This window comes from Streptomyces sp. NPDC101225 (assembly GCF_044767585.1).
Classification (GTDB): domain Bacteria; phylum Actinomycetota; class Actinomycetes; order Streptomycetales; family Streptomycetaceae; genus Streptomyces.
In genome coordinates, this window is sequence record NZ_JBIWOE010000070.1 from 1 (window position 1) to 18,415 (window position 18,415).

The following is an 18,415-nucleotide window of genomic DNA, read 5'->3' on the forward strand; positions in this document are numbered from 1 at the left end:
TCCATGCCCACGATCTGGGGTCCGTCGTAGGCTTGCTCACGGTCCATCAGGGGCCTCCTGCCTGTGGACGGTTACTTCTTCTCCTGGACCGAGCAACCAGCCGGCACCAGACGGCCCACTGATCCCAGCACAGCGTTAGAACGATCTACCTGCCTTGATCGCTTTGACAGGTTCCGATCGAGGTCAAGGACGATGAAGCGGATGCTGTTGAGACGGTGCGAGCGAGATTTGGCGGCACGTCAGCACATCCAATGGAGCACCTGGGCGAGGCGGAAACGCTGCATGTGATCCAGACGCGGCGTGAGTTCAAGGGCAATTCGACGTGGATCAGCGACGACAGGATCACGCTGTCCTTCGCCCGTGCGAAGAACATCAGCGTGATGGACACGATGGACCTGATGGCTCAAGGGTGTGTTGCCGGCGACGTTATGCCTGCGGAGGCGAAAAGACTACTTGAGGAGATGCGGCCCCGGGAGCGCACGGTCCGCGTTCCCCTGTCGCCGGATGAACTCATCCGCTGATCCGCCCACAGTGTCGAGCCAGGTCTTGCTCGGAGCAGTGCAGGGACTGCTGGTTGGTTCGGCTCTGAATCAACCGTGGTTGTACGTACGACGCAAGGCGGTGCATCCTCATCAACAAGAACGCCGACAGGCGCGGTGTCCTGCAAGCAGCCGAGAGCGATGATTCGTCCCTTCTCCAGGTGGGCAGACTGGCGTCCAAACCAGTGATGCTTCCGGGGGACTGACGATGGCTTGTTACAAGTACGGCTACCTACACGTTGCCGAGGTTCAGCTACTACCCAAGAAGCGTCGTCAGCCCGCCGAGCGCCAGGTCTGGGCGTGCCTGCTCACAGCAGGCGCGCCGCTGACGTGGCAGTGCAACACACATATAGGCGCGCTCAACGCGGTGGGTAGCCAAGGGTGGATAGCCGAACGCGGAGTGCAGTCTGCTACGCCCGAGCGGGTGCATCAGGCCATCGTCGCGAAGACAGGCGAAGCGCTCGTATCGAGCATCTCCACGCAGCATTTCATGCGCATTCGAACAGCCTGAGGTTTTGCGGCAGCGCACGGGACGGGAGAGGATTTGAGAGCTGCTTCCGTGCTCCCGGCAGGATTGCCGAAATCCGAAACTCACCAGGTCACGGACGATGTCGGAGGCAGGGCGGCTTCAAGTTCCCGAAGGGCGGGGGTCGTCGGGGATGCCGAGGATCTGGGCGGCTCGTTCGGGTAGGTCCCGGATGGCGCGGGTGGTCTTGGCGATGTTGGTCGCGCCGAGTTGCTTGAGCCGTCCGATGGCCAGGTTCCGGAGGCATGCCATGGCTCGCGGCGCGTTGCCGCTGTGGACGGTCGAGGCATCCTCGGCGAACGTCACGTCTCGGATGTGGTGCAGAGACTCCACCGTCCAGTGCCGACGCACATGGCCGGCCAGTTCGTGTGGTCCGGCCTGATGGCTGTCCAGACTGGTCACCGCGTACACCGTCTCGCGGGACTCCTTGTCCCCGGTCCGCTTGCGGCGCCGGTGGATGCGCAGGGCCAGTCGCGCCTCGGGGAAGGCGATCCCGCCCAGGTGGTCGGCCACCGCGAGGGTCTTGATCGACCGGGACTCCCGCCGTCCGTGTCCGGCTTCCGACGTGCTGTGCTGCACCGCGGTCTGATCCCACGGCAGGGCTTTGAGCTGCGCGTATGCGGTCGGCTGGTTGCCCTTGATCACCGCGATGTAGTGCGCCTTCTTCTCCGTCACCAGCCAGCGCACGGAGTCCTGGACGCTGTGCAGGGCGTCGAAAGTAACCACGGTGCCCTCCAGGTCCAGCTTCTCCAGCAGCGGCCGGAAGGCAGCGGTCTCGTTGGTCTTGGCGTCCACCTCCCGCTGGGCCAGAGTGATCGCGGGGGCGTGCGCCACGGCCGACAGCAGATGGCGGTGGCGCCGGCCGAGGCGGGCGGAGCCCTTCAGTGCCTTGCCGTCGACCGCGATCGCCGGCCGGACCGCGGGGCCGGGCCGATGTTCGGCCAGGTAGGCGCCGACGGCCGCGTCCAGGGCGTCGGCGTCCACGGCCGCCAGGATCCGGGTGAGGGTGGGCTGGGACGGGGAGCGGTAGCGGCCGGGCACATGACGGCGGAAACTGAGCCGGTCCAGCAGGCCCAGGGCGGCCCGCTGGCCCCACTCGGCGATCTCCTCGACGGTGCGGGCCTGGGACACAGCGGCGCAGGCGCACATCAGCAGCACGCCGACCAGGGGATACCACCGCCCCCGGCGGTCACGGGGATCGGGGACGCGTTCCAGGTGGCGGCGCAAGCGGTCGGCGTCGTCCTGGTCCAGAGAGCCCAACTTGGCCAGGACAGCAGGGATCGGGCAGGATCGGGGCACGGGCACGGGACCTCATCGTGATCAACTGGCGTAGACACCCTGATGATCACAGGTCTCGTGCCCGCTCTGCTGCGGCGCCAATTACCCCACCCCGCCGGACGATCTACGCGATCAGGGAACCTGAAGCCGCCCTGTGTCGGAGGCGAACCCGGTTTCGGATCAAAGTGAAACCACCGACAAGCTAGCGGATGGCCACCTCGGACGACTTCAGCACTACGTCACCAGTTGCCGTTGGCCAGGATCTCGCCGTCCTTGTCATAAACCGTCACCAGCCCATTCTCGGACTGGTAGCAGGACGCAAACGCCGACGCGATCAGCTTCCCGTCGCCCTGGTGAGGTCCGAGGAGGCCGCCCGTGTAGTTGGTGAACACCTCAGCGGTGTCGGCAATACTGCTCCGTTTGTCGGTGCCGGTGACCTTGATGACGTGCTCGGCCGCGATCTTCTCACCAGGCGTGCCGTCGGCCTTCACGCAGGCCTGGAATTTCTCCGCCTGCGTCTGCGTGGCTTCGGCGAGCGCGGACGGATCGGCGGCGATCTCCTTGGTGACTGCTTCGATCGCGGCGTCCATCTCGGCCGGTGACAGGTTGCCGCAGACCGCGTACCCGGAGGCGGCGTCGATGCTGTCGGAGCCGTCCTGCAGTTCCTGACGGATCCACTCCCAGCACTCTGGCGAGACCGTGGCTTTGGCGCTCGGTTTGCCCGCGGCCGGCGCACTGGCGGCAGACGTACTGCTCGGGCTGTGCCCGTCATCCTTGATGAGGATGGCGATGCCCCCGCAGATGAGGAAGGCGGCGACGGCGCAGGCGGCCACGATGGCGATCCACTTGCCGCTGCTGGACCTCCGTGGCGGCTGCGGCGCGGGCGGCCCCCAGCCCGGATGCGGTGGGTAGTGCGGCTGGCTCATGAACCCCCCTGGAGGTGCGCGCTGCAGAGAGCATCATCTGCGACGTGAGGGAGGCGTGTGGGATATGTGTCCGCATTGTGACCCTTGGGTAGGTGACGCTGCGGGCTCCCTCCGTCGTACCGTGTCGCACTCACTCCGTACACCTTGGGAACGCAATGAAGGTCTTCTGGTTGCTGCTCGCTGGCCTACTCACCTGTCTCACCATCGGCGGGCTCATGAGCGCCACGAAGCGCACTGACGGCCCGTCCGTGATCGGCGACCTTGTCATCAGCTCGGTACTTGGGCTGGGTGCAGCGGCCAGCTGGAAGCGCGTCAGGTCCTGAGCTTGGCGTTTAACATCGCGAGTCACTCGTCCTGCTGACCTGCGGTTCTTCCCGCCCTGGTCGACAGCATCACGTACGAGATCGCGCCGGGCGACAACCCGTCCGAGATTGTGGAGAAGGTCAGCAAGAAGCTCGCCCGCACCCACCAACTCCGCGCCTTGACTGACTACCTCGTCCAGCTCGCACCGATGTTCCGCATGCACCTCACAGTTGCATCGGTCCGGGCGGCTGAAGCGCTGTCTGGTGGTCGGTGACGCGCAACGACGCGGCCATGAGGTAGTCCCGATCTGGGGAACCGCAGCGGCCCTGTAACCCTCGGTCCGCTCCAACGCACCGAGGTAACCCCTCGATGGCTCTCCCACCTGACCGACGCTCTCGTAGAACTCGACACGCACTCCCAGGTTGATCATCCTTGGATCCTGGCAGGCCGCTCGCGAGCACGTCCGGCGAATGTGGCCGATCGGCCGGAAGGTATCCGGCCGCCTCTCGTGCACCCCTCCATCCAAAAGAGCATCGGCCTGGTACCGGCCCACGCAGCGCCTTCACCCAGCATGGCGCGGGCTGGGGGAGGGGTGGCTGCGTGGGGTGACGGTGCGGTGCCGGCGTGGGTTGCAAGGAGTGCCCCCTTTGGCTGGGGCGTCTCGGCGCTGCGCGGCCTGCTTGACGCGTTGGCCGCCCGAGGCGGCACCGGGCAGTGATCGCCCGCTTCGCGCGGAGTGCCGGTGTCAGCAGGTGTAGGTCAGGGCGGCGATGGCGTCGTGGCTGTGGATGCTTTCCAGGTTTTTCGCCCTGACTGTGTGACTGATGCCCTTTTGTCGACATACATGGCTTATGTCGCGGATGATGTCTTCGACGAAGACGGGGTGGTCGTAGGCCTGCATGGTGATCACGCGTTCGTCGGGCCGCTTGATCAGGGGGATGACGGGGGCGGAACCGGTGTTGCGTAGCAGGTCGATCATTTCGTGGACGGGCAGGGGGTAGGGGGTGTCGGCGGTGCCGGTGACGTGGAGGGTGATCTCGCTGCGCTGGTTGTGTGCGCCGTAGTCGGAGATGGCCTTCGAGCAGGGGCACAGGCTGGTGACGTGGGTGGTCACGGCGGTGGTGACGGTGCAGCCGTTGGTGTCGATGCGGCCGGTGAGGATGATGTCGTGGGTCTGCCAGGATTCCTGCTGGCTGGCGGGGGCAGTGACGGGGGTGGCGAGGGGGAGAGCGAGGGTGAGGGTGAGGGCGGGGGCGTCCAGCAGGGTGAGGCCTCGCTTGAGAGCGAGGGGCAACTCCTGTGGAGTGAGGGTGGCGACGTCCTCGTGCACGAGCGCGATCATGCGGCTCATGTGGGTGCCACGCCGGTCGGCTTGCAGGGCGACGGTGACGCTGATCTCGGCGATGCCTTGTTGACGGGTGTGGCCGTCGTCGAAAGTGAGGGGGTAGCGCAGGCCGCTGATGCCTACCTCGTCGATGGCGATGCCGCGGCCGTCGGGCTCGTTTTGGATGTCATGCATGCCTTATTCGCCTCGGTAGGTGCAGCCGGAGGTGCAGGTTTCACGCACGGTGATCGCGGACAAGTCCGGGAGTTCAGTGATCACGCGGTCCCAGATCCAGCGGGCCAGGTTCTCGCTGGTGGGGTTCTCCAGGCCCTCGATGTCGTTGAGGTAGTAGTGGTCCAGTCGTGCATCGATGGGCCGAAAGGCTTGCTTGATGTCGCCGAAGTCCATGACCCAGCCCAGTTCTTGATCCACGGGTGCTTCGACGTGCACGGAAATCTTGTAGGAGTGGCCGTGCAGGCGGGCGCATTTGTGCCCCTCGGGCACGCGCGGCAGGCGGTGGGCTGCTTCGAAGGTGAACTCGCGAAAGATTTCCATTACTGAATTCCCAGATACTTGTGCGTCTGGAGGGACAGCGTCCAGCGCGGGTTTTTCATGCAGTACTCGACCGTTGCGCGGGTGTGCTCTTCGCGGTGGGCGTCGTCCAGTGGTTGCAGTCGGAAGTGGCGGAAGTCGAGGTGCTCGAACTGGGCCGGGTCGCCGCCGGCTTGGGGGTAGACCAGTTTCAGTTCGTCGCCATGGGTGAGGACCAGGGTGGAGCCGATCTTCGGGCTGACGCACAGCCAGTCGATGCCGCGGGGGGCGGGGCGGGTGCCGTTGGTCTCCACCGCGATTTCGAAGCCGCGCTCGTGCAGGGCGTCGAGGGCGTCCTCGTCCAGCTGCAGCAGGGGTTCTCCTCCGGTGCACACCACAAATCGTCTGTCGTGTTCGGCGGTGGGCCAGGCGGCCTCCACCGCGTCGGCCAGGGCAGCGGCGGTGGCGAAGCGGCCGCCGCCTTCGCCGTCGGTGCCCACGAAGTCGGTGTCGCAGAACTGGCAGATGGCGCGGGCGCGGTCCTTTTCCCGGCCGGTCCACAGGTTGCAGCGGGAGAAGCGGCAAAAGACGGCCGGCCGCCCGGCGTGGCCGCCTTCCCCCTGCAGGGTGTAGAAAATTTCCTTGATCAGGTAGGTCATGTTCAGGCGCTCTGGTACCGGACGGGGTCCGTCACGCCGGCCTCGGCGAAGCCCTTCAGGCGCAGCAGGCAGGTGTCGCACTGGCCGCAGGCTTGGCCCTGCTCGTCGGGGTCGTAGCAGGAGGAGGTCAGGGAGTAGTCCACGCCCAGGCGCAGGCCCTCACGGACGATGTCGGCCTTGGACAGCGCGATCAGGGGGGAGTGCAGCGTGATCTTGGAGGTGCCCTCGACGCCCGCCCGGGTGGCCAGGTTGGCCATGGTGGCAAACGCCTCCATGTACTCGGGCCGGCAGTCGGGGTAGCCGCTGTAGTCCACGGCTGTCACTCCGGTGAAGATGTCGCTGGCGCCGACGGTCTCCGCGAAGGCCAGCGCGAACGACAAGAAGATCGTGTTGCGTGCGGGCACATAGGTGATCGGCACCCCCGCCTCCTCCACGTCCGCAAGCGTCTCGTGCTTGGGCACCTCGATGTCAGCCGTCAGGGCGGAGCCGCCGAAGACCCGCAGATCGATGTCGGCGATGACATGCCGGGCCACGCCCTGCGCCGCCGCGACGCGCTGCGCGGCCTCCAGTTCGATGCTGTGCCGCTGGCCGTAGCGGAAGCTGAGCGCATAGGGAGTGAACCCCTGGTCCTTGGCGATGGCCAGCACCGTGGTCGAATCCAGGCCGCCGCTCAGCAACACGATCGCGGGACGGTCCATGCTGTCACTCCCTTATCCGAAGGCTAGTTGCCTCAGTTGAGACAGGTGCAGCCTACCCCGCTAACTACCGGCTACAGTAACCACAACAACAAACGAGTTACGGAAGCCAGAGGTCGAGCCGCAGTGAACGAGTTGCCCATCGTGGTCACGTGCACGGACCGGAAGGCCTCGCCGCCCGCGGCCGACCTGCACGCCCGCGCACTGCCCGCGGGAGGGATGCCGCAGCGCGCCGCGGAATGGGCACGCCGCCTGCGCACCGCGCCGGGCCAGCGGCAGCTCGAAGAGTTGTACCAGGGAGATCAGTGGAGGTGCGCTCTCGCGCTCACCGCCACCGCCTCCCAAGCGGGCTTCGCCCCCCGCCTCTACGTGGCCTCGGCCGGCCTGGGCCTGCGGCCAGTCTCCAGCCTCGCTCCGTCGTATGCGGCAACTTTCATGCCCCGACACGCAGATTCCGTGGTTTCCTCCACCGACCAGGCAGCCCCCTGGTGGGATCATCTGCAGCGCATGGACGGCAGTTACGGCCTGTCCCAGATTGCGACGACCGCCGGCCGGGCGCTGGTGGTGCTGTCGCAGACCTACGCCCAGGCCATGCATCGCGAGTTGCTGACGCTTGCCGCCACGGGCGCCGACGTAGTGCTGATCGGCGGCGCCCGCGATCTGGACGGGGTGCTGCGCGTGCCGGCCAACGCCGCCCTGCGCCACGCCCTGGGCGGCACCCTCACCAGCTTGAATGTCCGCACGGCGGCCACCTGGCTGGAGCACTGCACTCCGGGCCGCCTCATTACCCCCGCCGCACAGGCGCGTTGGGATGCCTGGGCCACCCAGGCGGCTAGGCCCGAGCGCTACACCCGCACCCCCGTCTCGGACGAGACGGTGATCTCCTTCATCCAGGAGACCAAGCACCTCCACCCCCACGCCTCCCGCACCCGTCTGCTGCGCCTGTTCCGAGACAAGGGGATGGCCTGCGAACAAAAGCGCTTCGCGGACCTGTACACCCAAACGATGGGACGCTGATGACTTCCACTGTGCTTAAACGCCGGGCCCTGCGGATCGAGCAGCACCCCACGATCCCGCTGTACGTCTTCACCCTGGCGGCCGAGGAGGTCTATCAGGTCGCCGACGTCGCACGCATCTCGCGCAACGAGGCCGGCAAGCTCATCGGCTACCAGCGCCCGGAAAAAAAGCAGCACGTGAAGCAGATCCTGGAGTACCTCGACAGCGACGAGGTCCTCTTCCCCAACGGCCTGATCCTGGCACTGCCCTCCACGGTGCGCTTCAAGTCCAGCCCCGGCCCCGGCAGCAGCGACGGCCTATGCACGTCGGGGACGCTGGAAATCCCGCTGCCCGATTCGCCCGACGCCCCCCGGCCGGCCTGGATCGTCGACGGCCAGCAGCGCAGCCTGGCCCTGGCCCGCACCCGCAACACCCGCCTGGCCGTCACCATTGCCGGCTTCGTCGCCGAAGACCTGGAAACCCAACGCGATCAGTTCCTGCGGGTGAACACGGTTTCCCCCCTGCCCACTAACTTGGTCACGGAACTCCTCCCGGAGGTCGGCACGGCCCTGCCGACCAAACTGTCCGCCCGCAAACTCCCCTCCGTCCTGGTCGAAGCCCTCAACCACGACAAGGACTCACCGTTTCGCGGACTGGTGCGCCGCCCCTCCACCACCGCCGAACAAAAAGCGGCCGCCGTCGTCACCGACAACAGCCTCACCACGGCCATCCAGGAATCCCTCAACTCCCCGTCGGGAGCCTTCTTCCCCTACAAAAACCTCTCCAACGGCACCGTGGACACGGCTACCATCCGCCAGATCCTCGTCGTCTACTGGACCGCTGTGCGCGACACCTTCCCCGAAGCGTGGGGACTGCCCGCCACCCAGAGCCGACTGATGCACGGGGTGGGCATCCGCTCCATGGGACGCCTGATGGATCGGGTAATGATGGCCATCGACCCCGCCTCTCCCCACGCCGTTGAGCAGGCACGGGCCGAACTCGTCCTGATCGCCCCGCACTGCCACTGGACCAAGGGACGCTGGCCCGACCTGAACATTCCCTGGAACGAACTCCAAAACAATCCCCGCCACATCAGCACTCTGTCGAACTACCTCCTCCGTATCTATGTGCAGGAAAAGGCAAAAGCCGCGTGAAATTCTATTTCCCTGACAGTCAGGACCTGGTGAGCCCCACCTACGACTTCATCAACGACGAGTACTCGCCCTACCGAGTACGCCAACGTGATGACGTCTACGCCCACCAGGCCGTGACACCGATCCCCTATGACGGGATCCTCGTCAGCAAGGCGGTGGTCGACGGGTCCATGAAAGGCGCAGGGAAATATTCTGCCCCGCAGCGCGAGCGCTTCTACCGCCTGGGCGTGAAAAACTTCTTCCGCCTGCCCGAAGTCTGCTCCACCATCGGCGACTGTGGCGCCTTCAACTACATCGACGAGGAGCACCCGCCCTACGAAGTCGACGAAGTCCTAGACTTCTACGGCCGCTGCGGATTCGACGCCGGCATCAGCATCGACCACATCATCTTCGGCTACATCCCACAGGAATCCGACGCGGAACCCGAAGCCGCATGGATCAACCGCCAGCAGATCTCCCTCCGCCTCGCCGAAGACTTCATCACCACCGCCCGCACCTCAGGCGCCCGGTTCGAACCGGTCGGCGCAGCCCAGGGATGGGGCCCCCACAGTTACGCGCGCAGCGTCCAGGAACTGCAGAAAATGGGCTACCGCAGGATCGCCCTGGGCGGCATGGTTCCCCTCAAATCCCATGAAATCCTCGCCTGCCTGCGTGCCGTCGACACCGTCCGCGCCCCCGAAACCGAACTGCACCTGCTCGGCATCAACCGCGTCGACAGCATGGAACAGTTCGCCCGCCACGGCGTGACCAGTTTCGACAGCACCTCAGCCTTCCGTCAGGCCTTCATGGACGACCGCAACAACTACCACACCGCCACCGACTCCTACACGGCCATCAGAGTCCCCCAGGTCGACGGCAACCCTGCCCTCAAACGCCTCATCCTGTCCGGCAGCGTCTCCCAGGCAGAAGCAATCATCGCCGAACGTGCCTGCCTGGGCGCCCTGCGGGAATTCGACCGCGAAGAAACACCCCTCGAGGACGTACTGACCGCCCTCGAAACCTACGAATCCCTCGTCCTCGGACCGAAAAAGAAAAGCTACCTCGAATACTACGAACGCACGCTGAGTGACGCACCCTGGCGCACCTGCCCCTGCGCCCTGTGCAACAAACATGGTATTGAGATTGCGATATTCCGGGGAACCGAGCGCAACAAGCGCCGCGGATTCCACAACCTGACCGTACTCGAGGCCAAAATGCGCTCCCTCACCTTCGGATAAAACGCACCACCCTCTTTTTCTTTTAATCACGTCAGGAGATGCGATGGCCGACCGATACGAACTCAGGCTTCCGGCGCTCGAAGTCCGCCAGGGTGACAGAAAAATTTACTGCTTTGCCGTCGATGGGAAGAAACTCCACAGCTTCGCCGCCGTCTCCCGCGTCCGCCGCGACGAGGGCAGCAACCTCCAGGGCTACCAGCGTCCCGAAGTTCTCAGCCACATCCGCGGCATCCGCCGCTACCTCGAATCCGACAACGCCATGCTCCCCAACGCCCTGGTGCTGGCCTTCGACGAGAGTGTCCGGTTCGAAACCACAGCACGCCGCCGCGGCGGCGTCGACTACTCTGTCCCTGGCGAACTGATCATCCCGGTCGACGAGTCCCTGACGGACCAGGACAAGCCCGCCCTGATCGTGGACGGCCAGCAGCGCAGCGCCGCCATCCGAGATGCCGACCTGGCCGAATTCCCCGTCGCCGCCGTAGGCTTCATCGCCGACAACCACGAAGACCAGCGCTCCCAGTTCATCCTGGTCAACTCCACCAAGCCGCTGCCCAAGGGCCTCATCCACGAACTGCTGCCGGAAACCAGCGGCCATCTCCCGCCCGCCTACGCCCGCAAGCGCCTGCCGGCCCAGTTGATGACCCGCCTCAACACCGACGGCCAGGGCCCCTTCTACGGCCGCATCGCCAGCCCCACCTCACCCCACGGCAACATCAAGGACACCAGCCTGCTGCGCATGCTGGAACACAGCCTCTTCGAAGGCGCCCTCTACCAATACCGCAACCCCGAAGACGGCTCCGGCGACGTCGAACGCATGCTGACGCACCTGCGCTCCTACTGGACCATCGTCAAGGACACCTTCAGCGACGCCTGGAAACTCCCGCCCCGCCAATCCCGCCTCACCCACGGCGTCGGCATCCAGGCCATGGGCTTCGTCATGGACAGCCTCACCGACGGCATGGCAGCCGAAGACGTCGACGGCGACCAGGTCCGCAACGCCGTCCTGGGACTGATGCCGATCACCGCCTGGACCTCCGGCATGTGGCGCTTCCCCGACGGCGAACAGCGCCGCTGGAACGGCCTGCAAAACACCCCCAGCGACATCCGCCTGCTCACCGACCTGCTGGTGCGCGCCGTGCGCAGCTGACCTGTTGGTTCACCGTGCCCGCTGAGGGCACGGTGAACACCGGGCCTGCGGCGATGGCGTTACCTACCGCGCCCGACCACGTCCGCGGAGGACTGAGGGAGGTGGGCTCGAGCGGGCGCGATGCTGCAGTTCATCGACGATGGCGCGCACCACCGACACTGACCCGGCTCCCTTCGGATACACCACCGATGGCGTGTGCTGGCTGATGAAGTTCGTAGCGGCATGGGTGGCGCACTGAGTGATCAGCACACTGAAGTCCGCATGGCGTGCCACCTCCCGCAAGCGGCTGGAGCCCACCTTGTCATCCGATAGTGACACCTTCACCTGGGGATAGCGCTGTGCCATCCATTGCTGCACCCGGTCCAGCACGCCCGCATCCATGCCGTACACCAGCACGTGAGCACCACCGATGGTGACGGCGACCTCGCCGCTGTCCGACTGCTGCCAGACGGGCCAGTCAAGGTCCAACTCCAACTCGTGCGTCAAGGAACGCGCCGAGGTCAGACAGGCCTCATCTAGGCGCTGGGCATGCCGATGCAGCGGGGTCAGCAGTTCCAGGGCTGCCTGCGCCCGCAGTTGGTGGTTGGGGGAGGCGAAGGCCGCCAGGCGGTCGACGAAGTCCAGTGCCTGGCTGGCTGTCTCCGAGGCGACCCACTCCTGCACCCGCATGGTCAGATGCTCGAGGAACTCGTCGTAGTCGTCCGCGGAGGGAGAGGTTCGCAAGAACAACTCCAGCAGCAGATCCAGTACGGCCAGGTTTGCCGGGTCGCGCCGCTGGCCGATGCTGCTCGCGGTGATCTGCGCCAGTGTCAGCGGCAGTGACAGTCCACTGCGGCAGACCTCTTGCAAGAACGGCGACAGCGCATACCGCCACACGTTCTCGTAGCCGGCGTCTCCCAGACCGGACAACAACTCGGCCAGCGCCGCATCTGTATCGGCATCCGCGGCCAGGGGCACTTCGGCTGCACCGTCCGCCTCCATGTCCCGGCAGACGCGCACGGCAGCCTTGTCGCCCTCGGCCACGGCGGTGAGCAATTCTTCCCAGGTGGCAGGCCGCCAGGCCCCATCAGCGTGGGCTGCGGCATCAGGTGCGCGGTCAGCGACGGTGCCTGCATCCGCCACTGCCACGTGCGCGACCTTGACGCGGTAGCCGTCCAATGCCGCCGGTACGGCCGCCGAGCGCTGCACGCCGTCCAGGGCGGCAATGGCGCTGGCCAACTCCGTTTCCTGCCCGCGCGCCAGCAGGCCGACCAACAGGGCGGCGGCCGCGGCATCGCTGAAGTGCAGCGGGTCCTCTTCGGCTAGCAGCGCGATCGGTACCCGTGGCTGCGCCAGTGCCACGCAGGCCTGGGCCAAGGAGTTTTCGGCCAGCGGGGGCTCGATGCAAGTGGCATAGATGGCGCTGAGCACCATGTCCTTCACCGCTCGCGGAGGATCTTGCAGGAGCACCTCGCGCAGCCCGGGCAGGGCAAGCAGCGCGCGAGCCTGCCCCATGACCGCCAGTCGTTTGATCTGCAGATGCTTGAGGTTGGCCACCGACAGTCCGCCCTGGTGGCCGATCTGATCCAAGAGTTCGGCAGCCACCTGAGAGGCGCCGCCGATCAGGGCAGCCTCAAAGTCCGTCAGCAGTCGGCCCAACGGCTTGGGCGCCGACCACGCCCTCTGGGGGCTGTGTTCCACCATGCCCAGCATGCGGGTCAGTGCAGCGTGCAGCTCCTTGCGCTTCTCGCGCGGTGCACGCAACTTGAACGTGCTGGCCGGTCCGAAACGGGCCGCGATGGCGGACTCGATGACATCCCCGCCATCCAAAAGGACGGGAATGTCATAGCCGACCTTCACCAAGGACGGGCCAGCAAAGGCGACCAGCAGATCACGTACCACTCCCGCCTCGTTGGGCCGGCGAGCGATCACATAGTAGGCGGACTCATCCGCCGCCTCCCACACGCGCGGCAGGACCACGGGAGCGCGCTTGGCCTGTAGGGCGCTGCGACGAAATGGCGCGCACCACTCGGGATGCTTCCCGGCAGCGTTGTGCCGCGGGTCCAGAAATAGATCGACGAAGGTCTCCAGCGCTTCGGCCTGGCTTGGCTGGGGCTTGTCCGTGCCTGTCACGCCTGCCCCCACTCGTGCTGAAACTCCACCAGGGCCTGCGCCGCACTGCGCTCGTCCATGGCGTACGTGATCTGTTCCTTGTTGCGCGCCAGGCCATTGCGGGTGAAATTCATCGAACCCAGGAAGATCCATCCCGGGCCCACCAGGCACTTTTCGTGCACGGCATCGTCCTCCACGACCCGAAGGTCACAGGTGGCGTCCGCACCCGACCGCAGCCGTTGCACGAACGCATCATTCGCCGCGGCAGACCGGGTCACCACCCGTACTTTTGTGCCGGCCCGCGCCAGCAGCAGCAGCAGGTCCGACAATCGGCAGCGCTCGGGTGGGTCCTCCCCGAGCAGGTAGTCGAAGCAGCCGTTGCCGTTATCCACCAACTCAACGTCACTGATCCACGCGGACACCAGCCACACCTCACCGCCGCCCGCAGCCAGTTGCGCCAACAGTGCGGTGCGGATCAGCGAGTCTGCGCGCAATGCGCTGCGCGCATTGGTGCGCAGCGTCCGGCTCGGCATGCTCACTGCTCTGACTCCTTGATCACAGCCCGCACCAGAACCCACTGATGATCTCGGCTTACCTGCACGACCTCGCCGAACAGACGCATCACTTCGCGGTCCACGGCTATGAGCGGTACCTGTAGCAGCACGTTCCGCAGTATCTCCGGCTGATTGAGCGGCAGCGCCAACTCCACTTCTCGCCCGTGGGTCAGCACCTTCTGATAGTGAGTGATCCAGTCCTCAGCCGTGGCGTCGATGCGCGGAATGTCGTGCGCATGCACCATCGCCACCAGCAGCCGATCCAGCACCGCGGGCTGCTCACTGTCCCGGTAGGGTTGATACGACTCCAGATGATGGTTGCGGGCCTGATCCCCGCGCGGCCACAGCATGCTGAAGGCCTGATCCGACGTTAGCGGCCGAGGCAGCGGCAACGCGCCGGCCCCGGCTGTATAAGCCATCACACGGGCGTCCACCTCGATGCCGAGAGTCTCCTCCAGACCGTCCCACGCTTGAATAAGCGCCCACGCGGCCGAGTCCGTCGTCCGGTCTGACCCCGGGCGCAGCAGTCGCGTCGCCAACGCCGCGACGTCAGCATGCCGGGGAGTGCCGTCCAACGCCGCCCATGCCGCGCGGACCTGCCCCAAAGCCGCGGTCGCCTGGCCGGCCGAGGCGGCAGCCCGCACCTGCGCCATCGCCTGGGCCAACTCCCCGCCCGGCTCCTCCTTGATGACATGCCGCAGCAGATCGGTCAGCCGTCGATCGGTGTACTCGTACGCGTTGGGCCGCAACGCAGCCGCCACCAGCGTCCAAAAGCGGGCGGGGTCTTCGCCATAGCGGTAGGCCACCGCCTCGACAATGCCCAGGCCACCTTCTGAGGTCTCACTGATCCACAGGGTGTCGACGCCGTTGCTGCCGGCCACCACGTCGATGGTCAGGTCACCGTCCTGCGCATCGGGACAGGAACGCAGCACCGCCTCGAGGAGCGCCGCCGCCAACGTGTCGCGATAGGCGCGACGAGCCAAAGCGGCGGTGGTCGCTTCGACGTCGGCAGCAAAGAGCAGCATGCCTGCCTCGTCGAGGGCCTGCACTACCCCGTTTTGCTGGCTCAGCGCCACCAAATCGGCCGTCACCCGGTCTGCAACCCCCGCCTGCGCACTACCGGTAACGGGATCTTGCCGATACAGCATCTGGATCACTTGCGGGACGTCCTGGCGCCACGCCCCGCCCGCCAAAGCGGCATGGATCGTCTGGGGCGTGTCGTCCCGCATGCCGCGCACGGCGAACGCGGCCAGATAGACCAACGCCAGCCAGCCTCGCTGAAAGACATTAGCGTGCGCCGTGATACGCGCATCCTCGGCGACCACGCGCGTGAACGCCTTCGTACGCCATTGCCGTGAGCGAAGATGTTCCACAACGCCCGGGGCGGTGACCTCCAAAGCAGCGACCTGCACCTGCAACGCGTCGACGGAGGAGGCAAACCCCATGGCGGCGGCATCGCCGTCCAACCTGTAGCGCACCGACACCTGCTCTCGCGCTGCCGGTGTGCCCCGCGCAATGTCGCACGCGGCACCGTAGGTCATGCGGCGTACCTCAATCGGGTTTCCCGCCGCGTGGGTGGCGAAGCCCACCTGCCGAATCCGGTCCTGCCAGGCCGCCAGATCCGGCACTGCAGCCGCGGTGGTGCCCGACCGGTTGGGCACGAACTCACTAGCCCACAGCGGACGCGCCTGGGAATGGCTGGCCACATCTTCCGGTGGCGCGGCCAGACGGATCACTTGAGGCCGCGTGACCAGGACCTGCCCCACGTCCGCGCGGTCGCTGTCCCATCGGCCTTGGGGAAAATCACGCTCGACGAAGTCCTGGAGGTCAATCGTGACGTCCGTCGCGCCTGTCGGCACCTCCAGCCAGGTGCGGTCGCGGTCGCTCTGGTAGCCGTAGCGGCGGCTGACGCGCCCGGGGACCGCTTCCGCCAGTGCCCTGCCCACCGGGAGGCGTTCCTCGCTGCCGGTGGCGAAGGGAAGGGTGAACTCCACCTCCGGCAGGTTCAGCGGATCGAACAGCGAGCGCGTGATGAACTCCGGCAAGAACGCAGACGGGCCCGCCCCGGCATCGTTGTGTACGGCGTCACGGCCCACTTGAAGGCGCCGCAGGATGGTCGGCACCACGGCCAGCATCACTGACCGCGGCTGTTCCCACAGCAGCGCCAGGACCCCGTCCTCATCCAGGGCCAAGGAGCGCTGCAGGTGCACGGTCAACTCGGTCAGCAACCCCTCGTCACCATCCAACAAGGCAGCAAGATCCGTGCAGATCTGCTGCCGCGCCCGCACGTACTTCTCACGCGTATCCGGATTGGCGGTTTCGGTCAGCAGGTGACGCGCATCCACCCCGATGCGACGTTGACGCAGCCGGATACCCAGCCAGTCCACCAGCGCCTGCGCGCCTTGGATCTTGACGATGTGCCGGTTGCCCAACGGCAGGGTGCGGGCGGCGATTTCCGGTGAAAACAGAGCGTCGTAGCCCTGATAGGCCAGTCGGTCTCGGCCGAAGTCGGACAGGGTGACCACCGTGAAGGGTCGGGTGCCGCGTTCACGCCCGGCCCGGCCACGCCGCTGCAGGAAGGAGGCAGCATCGTGCGGGGCCTTGTGCTGAAGCACCAACCCGACGCGGGGATCGTTGAAGCCCACCTCGAGTGATGCGGTCGCCACGACGAGGTTGGCGTCCGCGTCCACCCCGGCGTCCTGCGAGGATGTCCGCCCGATAAGCAGCGGCCGTTGCGAGAGGTCTTGGCTGAGGTGATGCCCGATGCGCTCTGGCAGGTTCCACGACTGGCCCGCCTCATAGCGCGCATCCTGCGCCGGCAGATCCGGACTGCGCAGCGCCGCCAGTACCGGCTTGTCGCGCTTACGCCGCCCCTGACGGCCAACCTGGCCACCTTCCGCGTCCCGCAAGTCGTCATACAACCGATTGGTGACATCCAGGTCATCCGTGAACAAGAAGCCCCGGCTGCCGAACAGAGATTGCTGCAGGGGGAGACCATGGTCGAGGAGGCGGCCGTGCAGCATGGACGTCTGGATCGCCACCGACAGCAAACTCACCCCCGAGACCGGATCGCCCCGCAGTGCCAGCGCATACTCGCGCCCCTCGCTCTCCATGTCCGCCGGATGCGGTTCGATCAAGGTGACCTTGTCCGCCTCCAGCCCGGTCAACTGCGCCATGAACTGATCCGCCTGGCGCAGCGTTGCGCTCAGGCCCACGAACGTCACCGGAGTGCGTCGGGCATGGCGCCAGCGCCGCAGCAACAAGCCGGTCTGTGCTCCTGTCGAACCGGTGTGCGTGTGCACCTCATCCAGCAGCACCACCCGCGGCCCCGCCCCCGCAACCCAACCCAGAACGCGACCCAAGGCCGAGCCGGCGCTGGCCCGGTTGAGCATCTCAGTGGTGGTGAAGAGCAGTTTGGGAGCGTCATTGCACAGCGACTGCCGCGTCAGTGCCACCATCCCGGCAGGCAAGGCGCGCCGGCACTGCGCACACTGCAGCACTTCCCGCTGCTGTTCGACATTGCGACGCGACCACACCAACTGGCCGCCTTCGCACGAGGGGCACCCGAGATAGGGGCAGACGAACCCGTCCCCCAACACCGGCCAGGTCGTCCCCGTGCGCCGTGCGCTGGGCGCCGTGAGGTTGGTCCCCTCCCAGGGGGTGCTGGCATACAGCACCCCGATGCGAGGCGCGCTCAGGCCTCGCTCGATCAGTCGAAGATTTCCTGCTACGGCATCCCGCAGCTGGTCGCGCAGCAGCTCCACGCGCGGATACAGCGCCAGCGTGTGCACGGCGTTGGCACGCCGGTCGTGGGCCAGGGCAGCGAAGTCGGGAAGGTAGAACGCCAGTGTCTTACCACTGCCGGTGCCGGCACTGACCACGACGCCGCGGGAGTCGGCTGCCCGCAGCCCCTGCAGGACCGCTTTGGTGGCGTCGACTTGGAAGCGGGACAGTGCGTAGGTGCCGATCTGGCTGCGCGCCACCTCGGTATGCAACTCGCTCCACCCGAGAACCTGCGCCAACTCGGCGATCGCCTCGACGGCGGGAATGTTCCGCATCGGGTAGCGGCGTTCGGCCACATGCAGGCGATAGTCCGCCACCAGACGCCGGCCCTGCTCCCACCACCGGTTGGGCAGTGCCGCCCCGGGCCGGTAACCGCGGGGGGCGAAGGACTGCCGCAACGTTGCCGTCAATCGCACGCCTTCAGCCAGCCGCGTGCGGTAACGCTCGGGACCGCCTGGCAGGCGAAACAGCAGATGACGCTGCACCAGGGCCGCGAGTAGCCCCTCACCCCCTACCTCTGCGGCCTCGGGGTCGTCCTCGGCCAGCTTCCACAGCTCACGCACCACTTCGTCGCGGGCGAGCGCTCCTTCTGTCACCCCCCAGGACAGCAAAGGCAGCTCAAGGTTTTCCAGCGCCGTCAGCGCCCGCCCAAGCAGAGGGCGAGTGAGAAGTGTCTGCGAAACCACCGAGCG

The 18,415-nt window shown here is 66.4% G+C and carries 15 protein-coding genes; 6 read left to right on the plus strand and 9 right to left on the minus strand.

What is annotated here, in order from left to right:
- Positions 1–251: 251 nt before the first annotated feature.
- Both ACIRPX_RS44060 and ACIRPX_RS44065 read left to right on the plus strand, forming a co-directional pair.
- The gene (locus ACIRPX_RS44060) at positions 252–521 is read left to right on the plus strand and encodes a hypothetical protein (protein ID WP_404205787.1); all 270 of its coding nucleotides are present in this window, start codon (positions 252–254) and stop codon (positions 519–521) included.
- A 226-nt stretch (positions 522–747) separates the two neighbouring features.
- Positions 748–1,050, plus strand: a complete 303-nt coding sequence (locus ACIRPX_RS44065; RefSeq protein ID WP_404205788.1) for a hypothetical protein — start codon at positions 748–750, stop codon at positions 1,048–1,050.
- A gap of 117 nt (positions 1,051–1,167) precedes the next feature.
- Here ACIRPX_RS44065 and ACIRPX_RS44070 read toward each other — a convergent pair whose 3' ends face one another.
- The 6 genes from ACIRPX_RS44070 to queC all read right to left on the minus strand — a co-directional run bounded on the left by ACIRPX_RS44070 (position 1,168) and on the right by queC (position 6,784).
- Positions 1,168–2,370, minus strand: a complete 1,203-nt coding sequence (locus ACIRPX_RS44070; RefSeq protein ID WP_404205789.1) for an ISAs1 family transposase — start codon at positions 2,368–2,370, stop codon at positions 1,168–1,170.
- A 212-nt stretch (positions 2,371–2,582) separates the two neighbouring features.
- The gene (locus ACIRPX_RS44075) at positions 2,583–3,269 is read right to left on the minus strand and encodes a hypothetical protein (protein ID WP_404205791.1); all 687 of its coding nucleotides are present in this window, start codon (positions 3,267–3,269) and stop codon (positions 2,583–2,585) included.
- A 1,048-nt stretch (positions 3,270–4,317) separates the two neighbouring features.
- Entirely contained in the window at positions 4,318–5,091 is a 774-nt protein-coding gene (locus ACIRPX_RS44080; RefSeq protein WP_404205792.1) for a GTP cyclohydrolase I FolE2, read from the minus strand.
- Between the two features lie 3 nt (positions 5,092–5,094).
- Positions 5,095–5,451 (minus strand): 6-carboxytetrahydropterin synthase QueD, encoded by a 357-nt coding sequence (gene queD, locus ACIRPX_RS44085; RefSeq protein WP_404205793.1) that lies wholly within the window; start codon positions 5,449–5,451, stop codon positions 5,095–5,097.
- Positions 5,451–6,086 carry a 7-carboxy-7-deazaguanine synthase gene (gene queE / locus ACIRPX_RS44090; protein ID WP_404205794.1) on the minus strand — a complete coding sequence of 212 codons (636 nt, stop codon included), beginning with the start codon at positions 6,084–6,086 and terminating at the stop codon, positions 5,451–5,453. The genes queD and queE overlap by 1 nt, the downstream gene beginning before the upstream one ends.
- A gap of 2 nt (positions 6,087–6,088) precedes the next feature.
- A complete protein-coding gene (gene queC, locus ACIRPX_RS44095) occupies positions 6,089–6,784 on the minus strand; it encodes a 7-cyano-7-deazaguanine synthase QueC (RefSeq protein WP_404205795.1) in 696 nt (231 codons plus the stop codon).
- 123 nt (positions 6,785–6,907) lie between these two features.
- Between queC and ACIRPX_RS44100 the strand changes: the two genes are divergently transcribed.
- The 4 genes from ACIRPX_RS44100 to dbpB (ACIRPX_RS44115) are packed head-to-tail and all read left to right on the plus strand — an operon-like array spanning position 6,908 to position 11,295.
- Complete coding sequence (locus ACIRPX_RS44100; protein WP_404205796.1) at positions 6,908–7,798, plus strand: hypothetical protein; 891 nt, start codon at positions 6,908–6,910, stop codon at positions 7,796–7,798.
- The gene (gene dbpB, locus ACIRPX_RS44105; protein WP_404205797.1) at positions 7,798–8,931 is read left to right on the plus strand and encodes a DGQHR domain-containing protein DpdB; all 1,134 of its coding nucleotides are present in this window, start codon (positions 7,798–7,800) and stop codon (positions 8,929–8,931) included. Before ACIRPX_RS44100 ends, dbpB (ACIRPX_RS44105) begins: the two co-directional genes overlap by 1 nt.
- Positions 8,928–10,148, plus strand: a complete 1,221-nt coding sequence (gene dpdA, locus ACIRPX_RS44110) for a tRNA-guanine transglycosylase DpdA (protein WP_404205798.1) — start codon at positions 8,928–8,930, stop codon at positions 10,146–10,148. The genes dbpB (ACIRPX_RS44105) and dpdA overlap by 4 nt, the downstream gene beginning before the upstream one ends.
- Positions 10,149–10,191: 43 nt before the next feature.
- On the plus strand, positions 10,192–11,295 hold the full coding sequence (dbpB, locus tag ACIRPX_RS44115) for a DGQHR domain-containing protein DpdB (protein ID WP_404205799.1): 1,104 nt from the start codon (positions 10,192–10,194) through the stop codon (positions 11,293–11,295).
- 63 nt (positions 11,296–11,358) lie between these two features.
- Here the strand turns inward: dbpB (ACIRPX_RS44115) and dpdD are convergent, their stop codons facing one another.
- From dpdD to dpdJ, 3 genes are read right to left on the minus strand one after another with little or no spacing between them, the layout of a single operon-like run.
- The gene (dpdD, locus tag ACIRPX_RS44120) at positions 11,359–13,407 is read right to left on the minus strand and encodes a protein DpdD (protein ID WP_404205800.1); all 2,049 of its coding nucleotides are present in this window, start codon (positions 13,405–13,407) and stop codon (positions 11,359–11,361) included.
- The gene (dpdK, locus tag ACIRPX_RS44125) at positions 13,404–13,919 is read right to left on the minus strand and encodes a phospholipase D-like domain-containing protein DpdK (protein WP_404205808.1); all 516 of its coding nucleotides are present in this window, start codon (positions 13,917–13,919) and stop codon (positions 13,404–13,406) included. The genes dpdD and dpdK overlap by 4 nt, the downstream gene beginning before the upstream one ends.
- A gap of 2 nt (positions 13,920–13,921) precedes the next feature.
- Positions 13,922–18,409, minus strand: coding sequence for a protein DpdJ (gene dpdJ / locus ACIRPX_RS44130; protein ID WP_404205801.1), 4,488 nt, complete (start codon positions 18,407–18,409; stop codon positions 13,922–13,924).
- Positions 18,410–18,415 lie beyond the last annotated feature (6 nt).

Coding starts and splice junctions, on each gene's coding strand:
- ACIRPX_RS44065 (WP_404205788.1), top strand. CDS start 748: ATGGCTTGTTACAAGTACGGCTACCTACACGTTGCCGAGGTTCAGCTA.
- queD (WP_404205793.1), bottom strand. CDS start 5,451: ATGGAAATCTTTCGCGAGTTCACCTTCGAAGCAGCCCACCGCCTGCCG.
- ACIRPX_RS44060 (WP_404205787.1), top strand. CDS start 252: ATGGAGCACCTGGGCGAGGCGGAAACGCTGCATGTGATCCAGACGCGG.
- dbpB (WP_404205797.1), top strand. CDS start 7,798: ATGACTTCCACTGTGCTTAAACGCCGGGCCCTGCGGATCGAGCAGCAC.
- dpdK (WP_404205808.1), bottom strand. CDS start 13,919: ATGCCGAGCCGGACGCTGCGCACCAATGCGCGCAGCGCATTGCGCGCA.
- queE (WP_404205794.1), bottom strand. CDS start 6,086: ATGACCTACCTGATCAAGGAAATTTTCTACACCCTGCAGGGGGAAGGC.
- queC (WP_404205795.1), bottom strand. CDS start 6,784: ATGGACCGTCCCGCGATCGTGTTGCTGAGCGGCGGCCTGGATTCGACC.
- ACIRPX_RS44080 (WP_404205792.1), bottom strand. CDS start 5,091: ATGCATGACATCCAAAACGAGCCCGACGGCCGCGGCATCGCCATCGAC.
- ACIRPX_RS44075 (WP_404205791.1), bottom strand. CDS start 3,269: ATGAGCCAGCCGCACTACCCACCGCATCCGGGCTGGGGGCCGCCCGCG.
- dbpB (WP_404205799.1), top strand. CDS start 10,192: ATGGCCGACCGATACGAACTCAGGCTTCCGGCGCTCGAAGTCCGCCAG.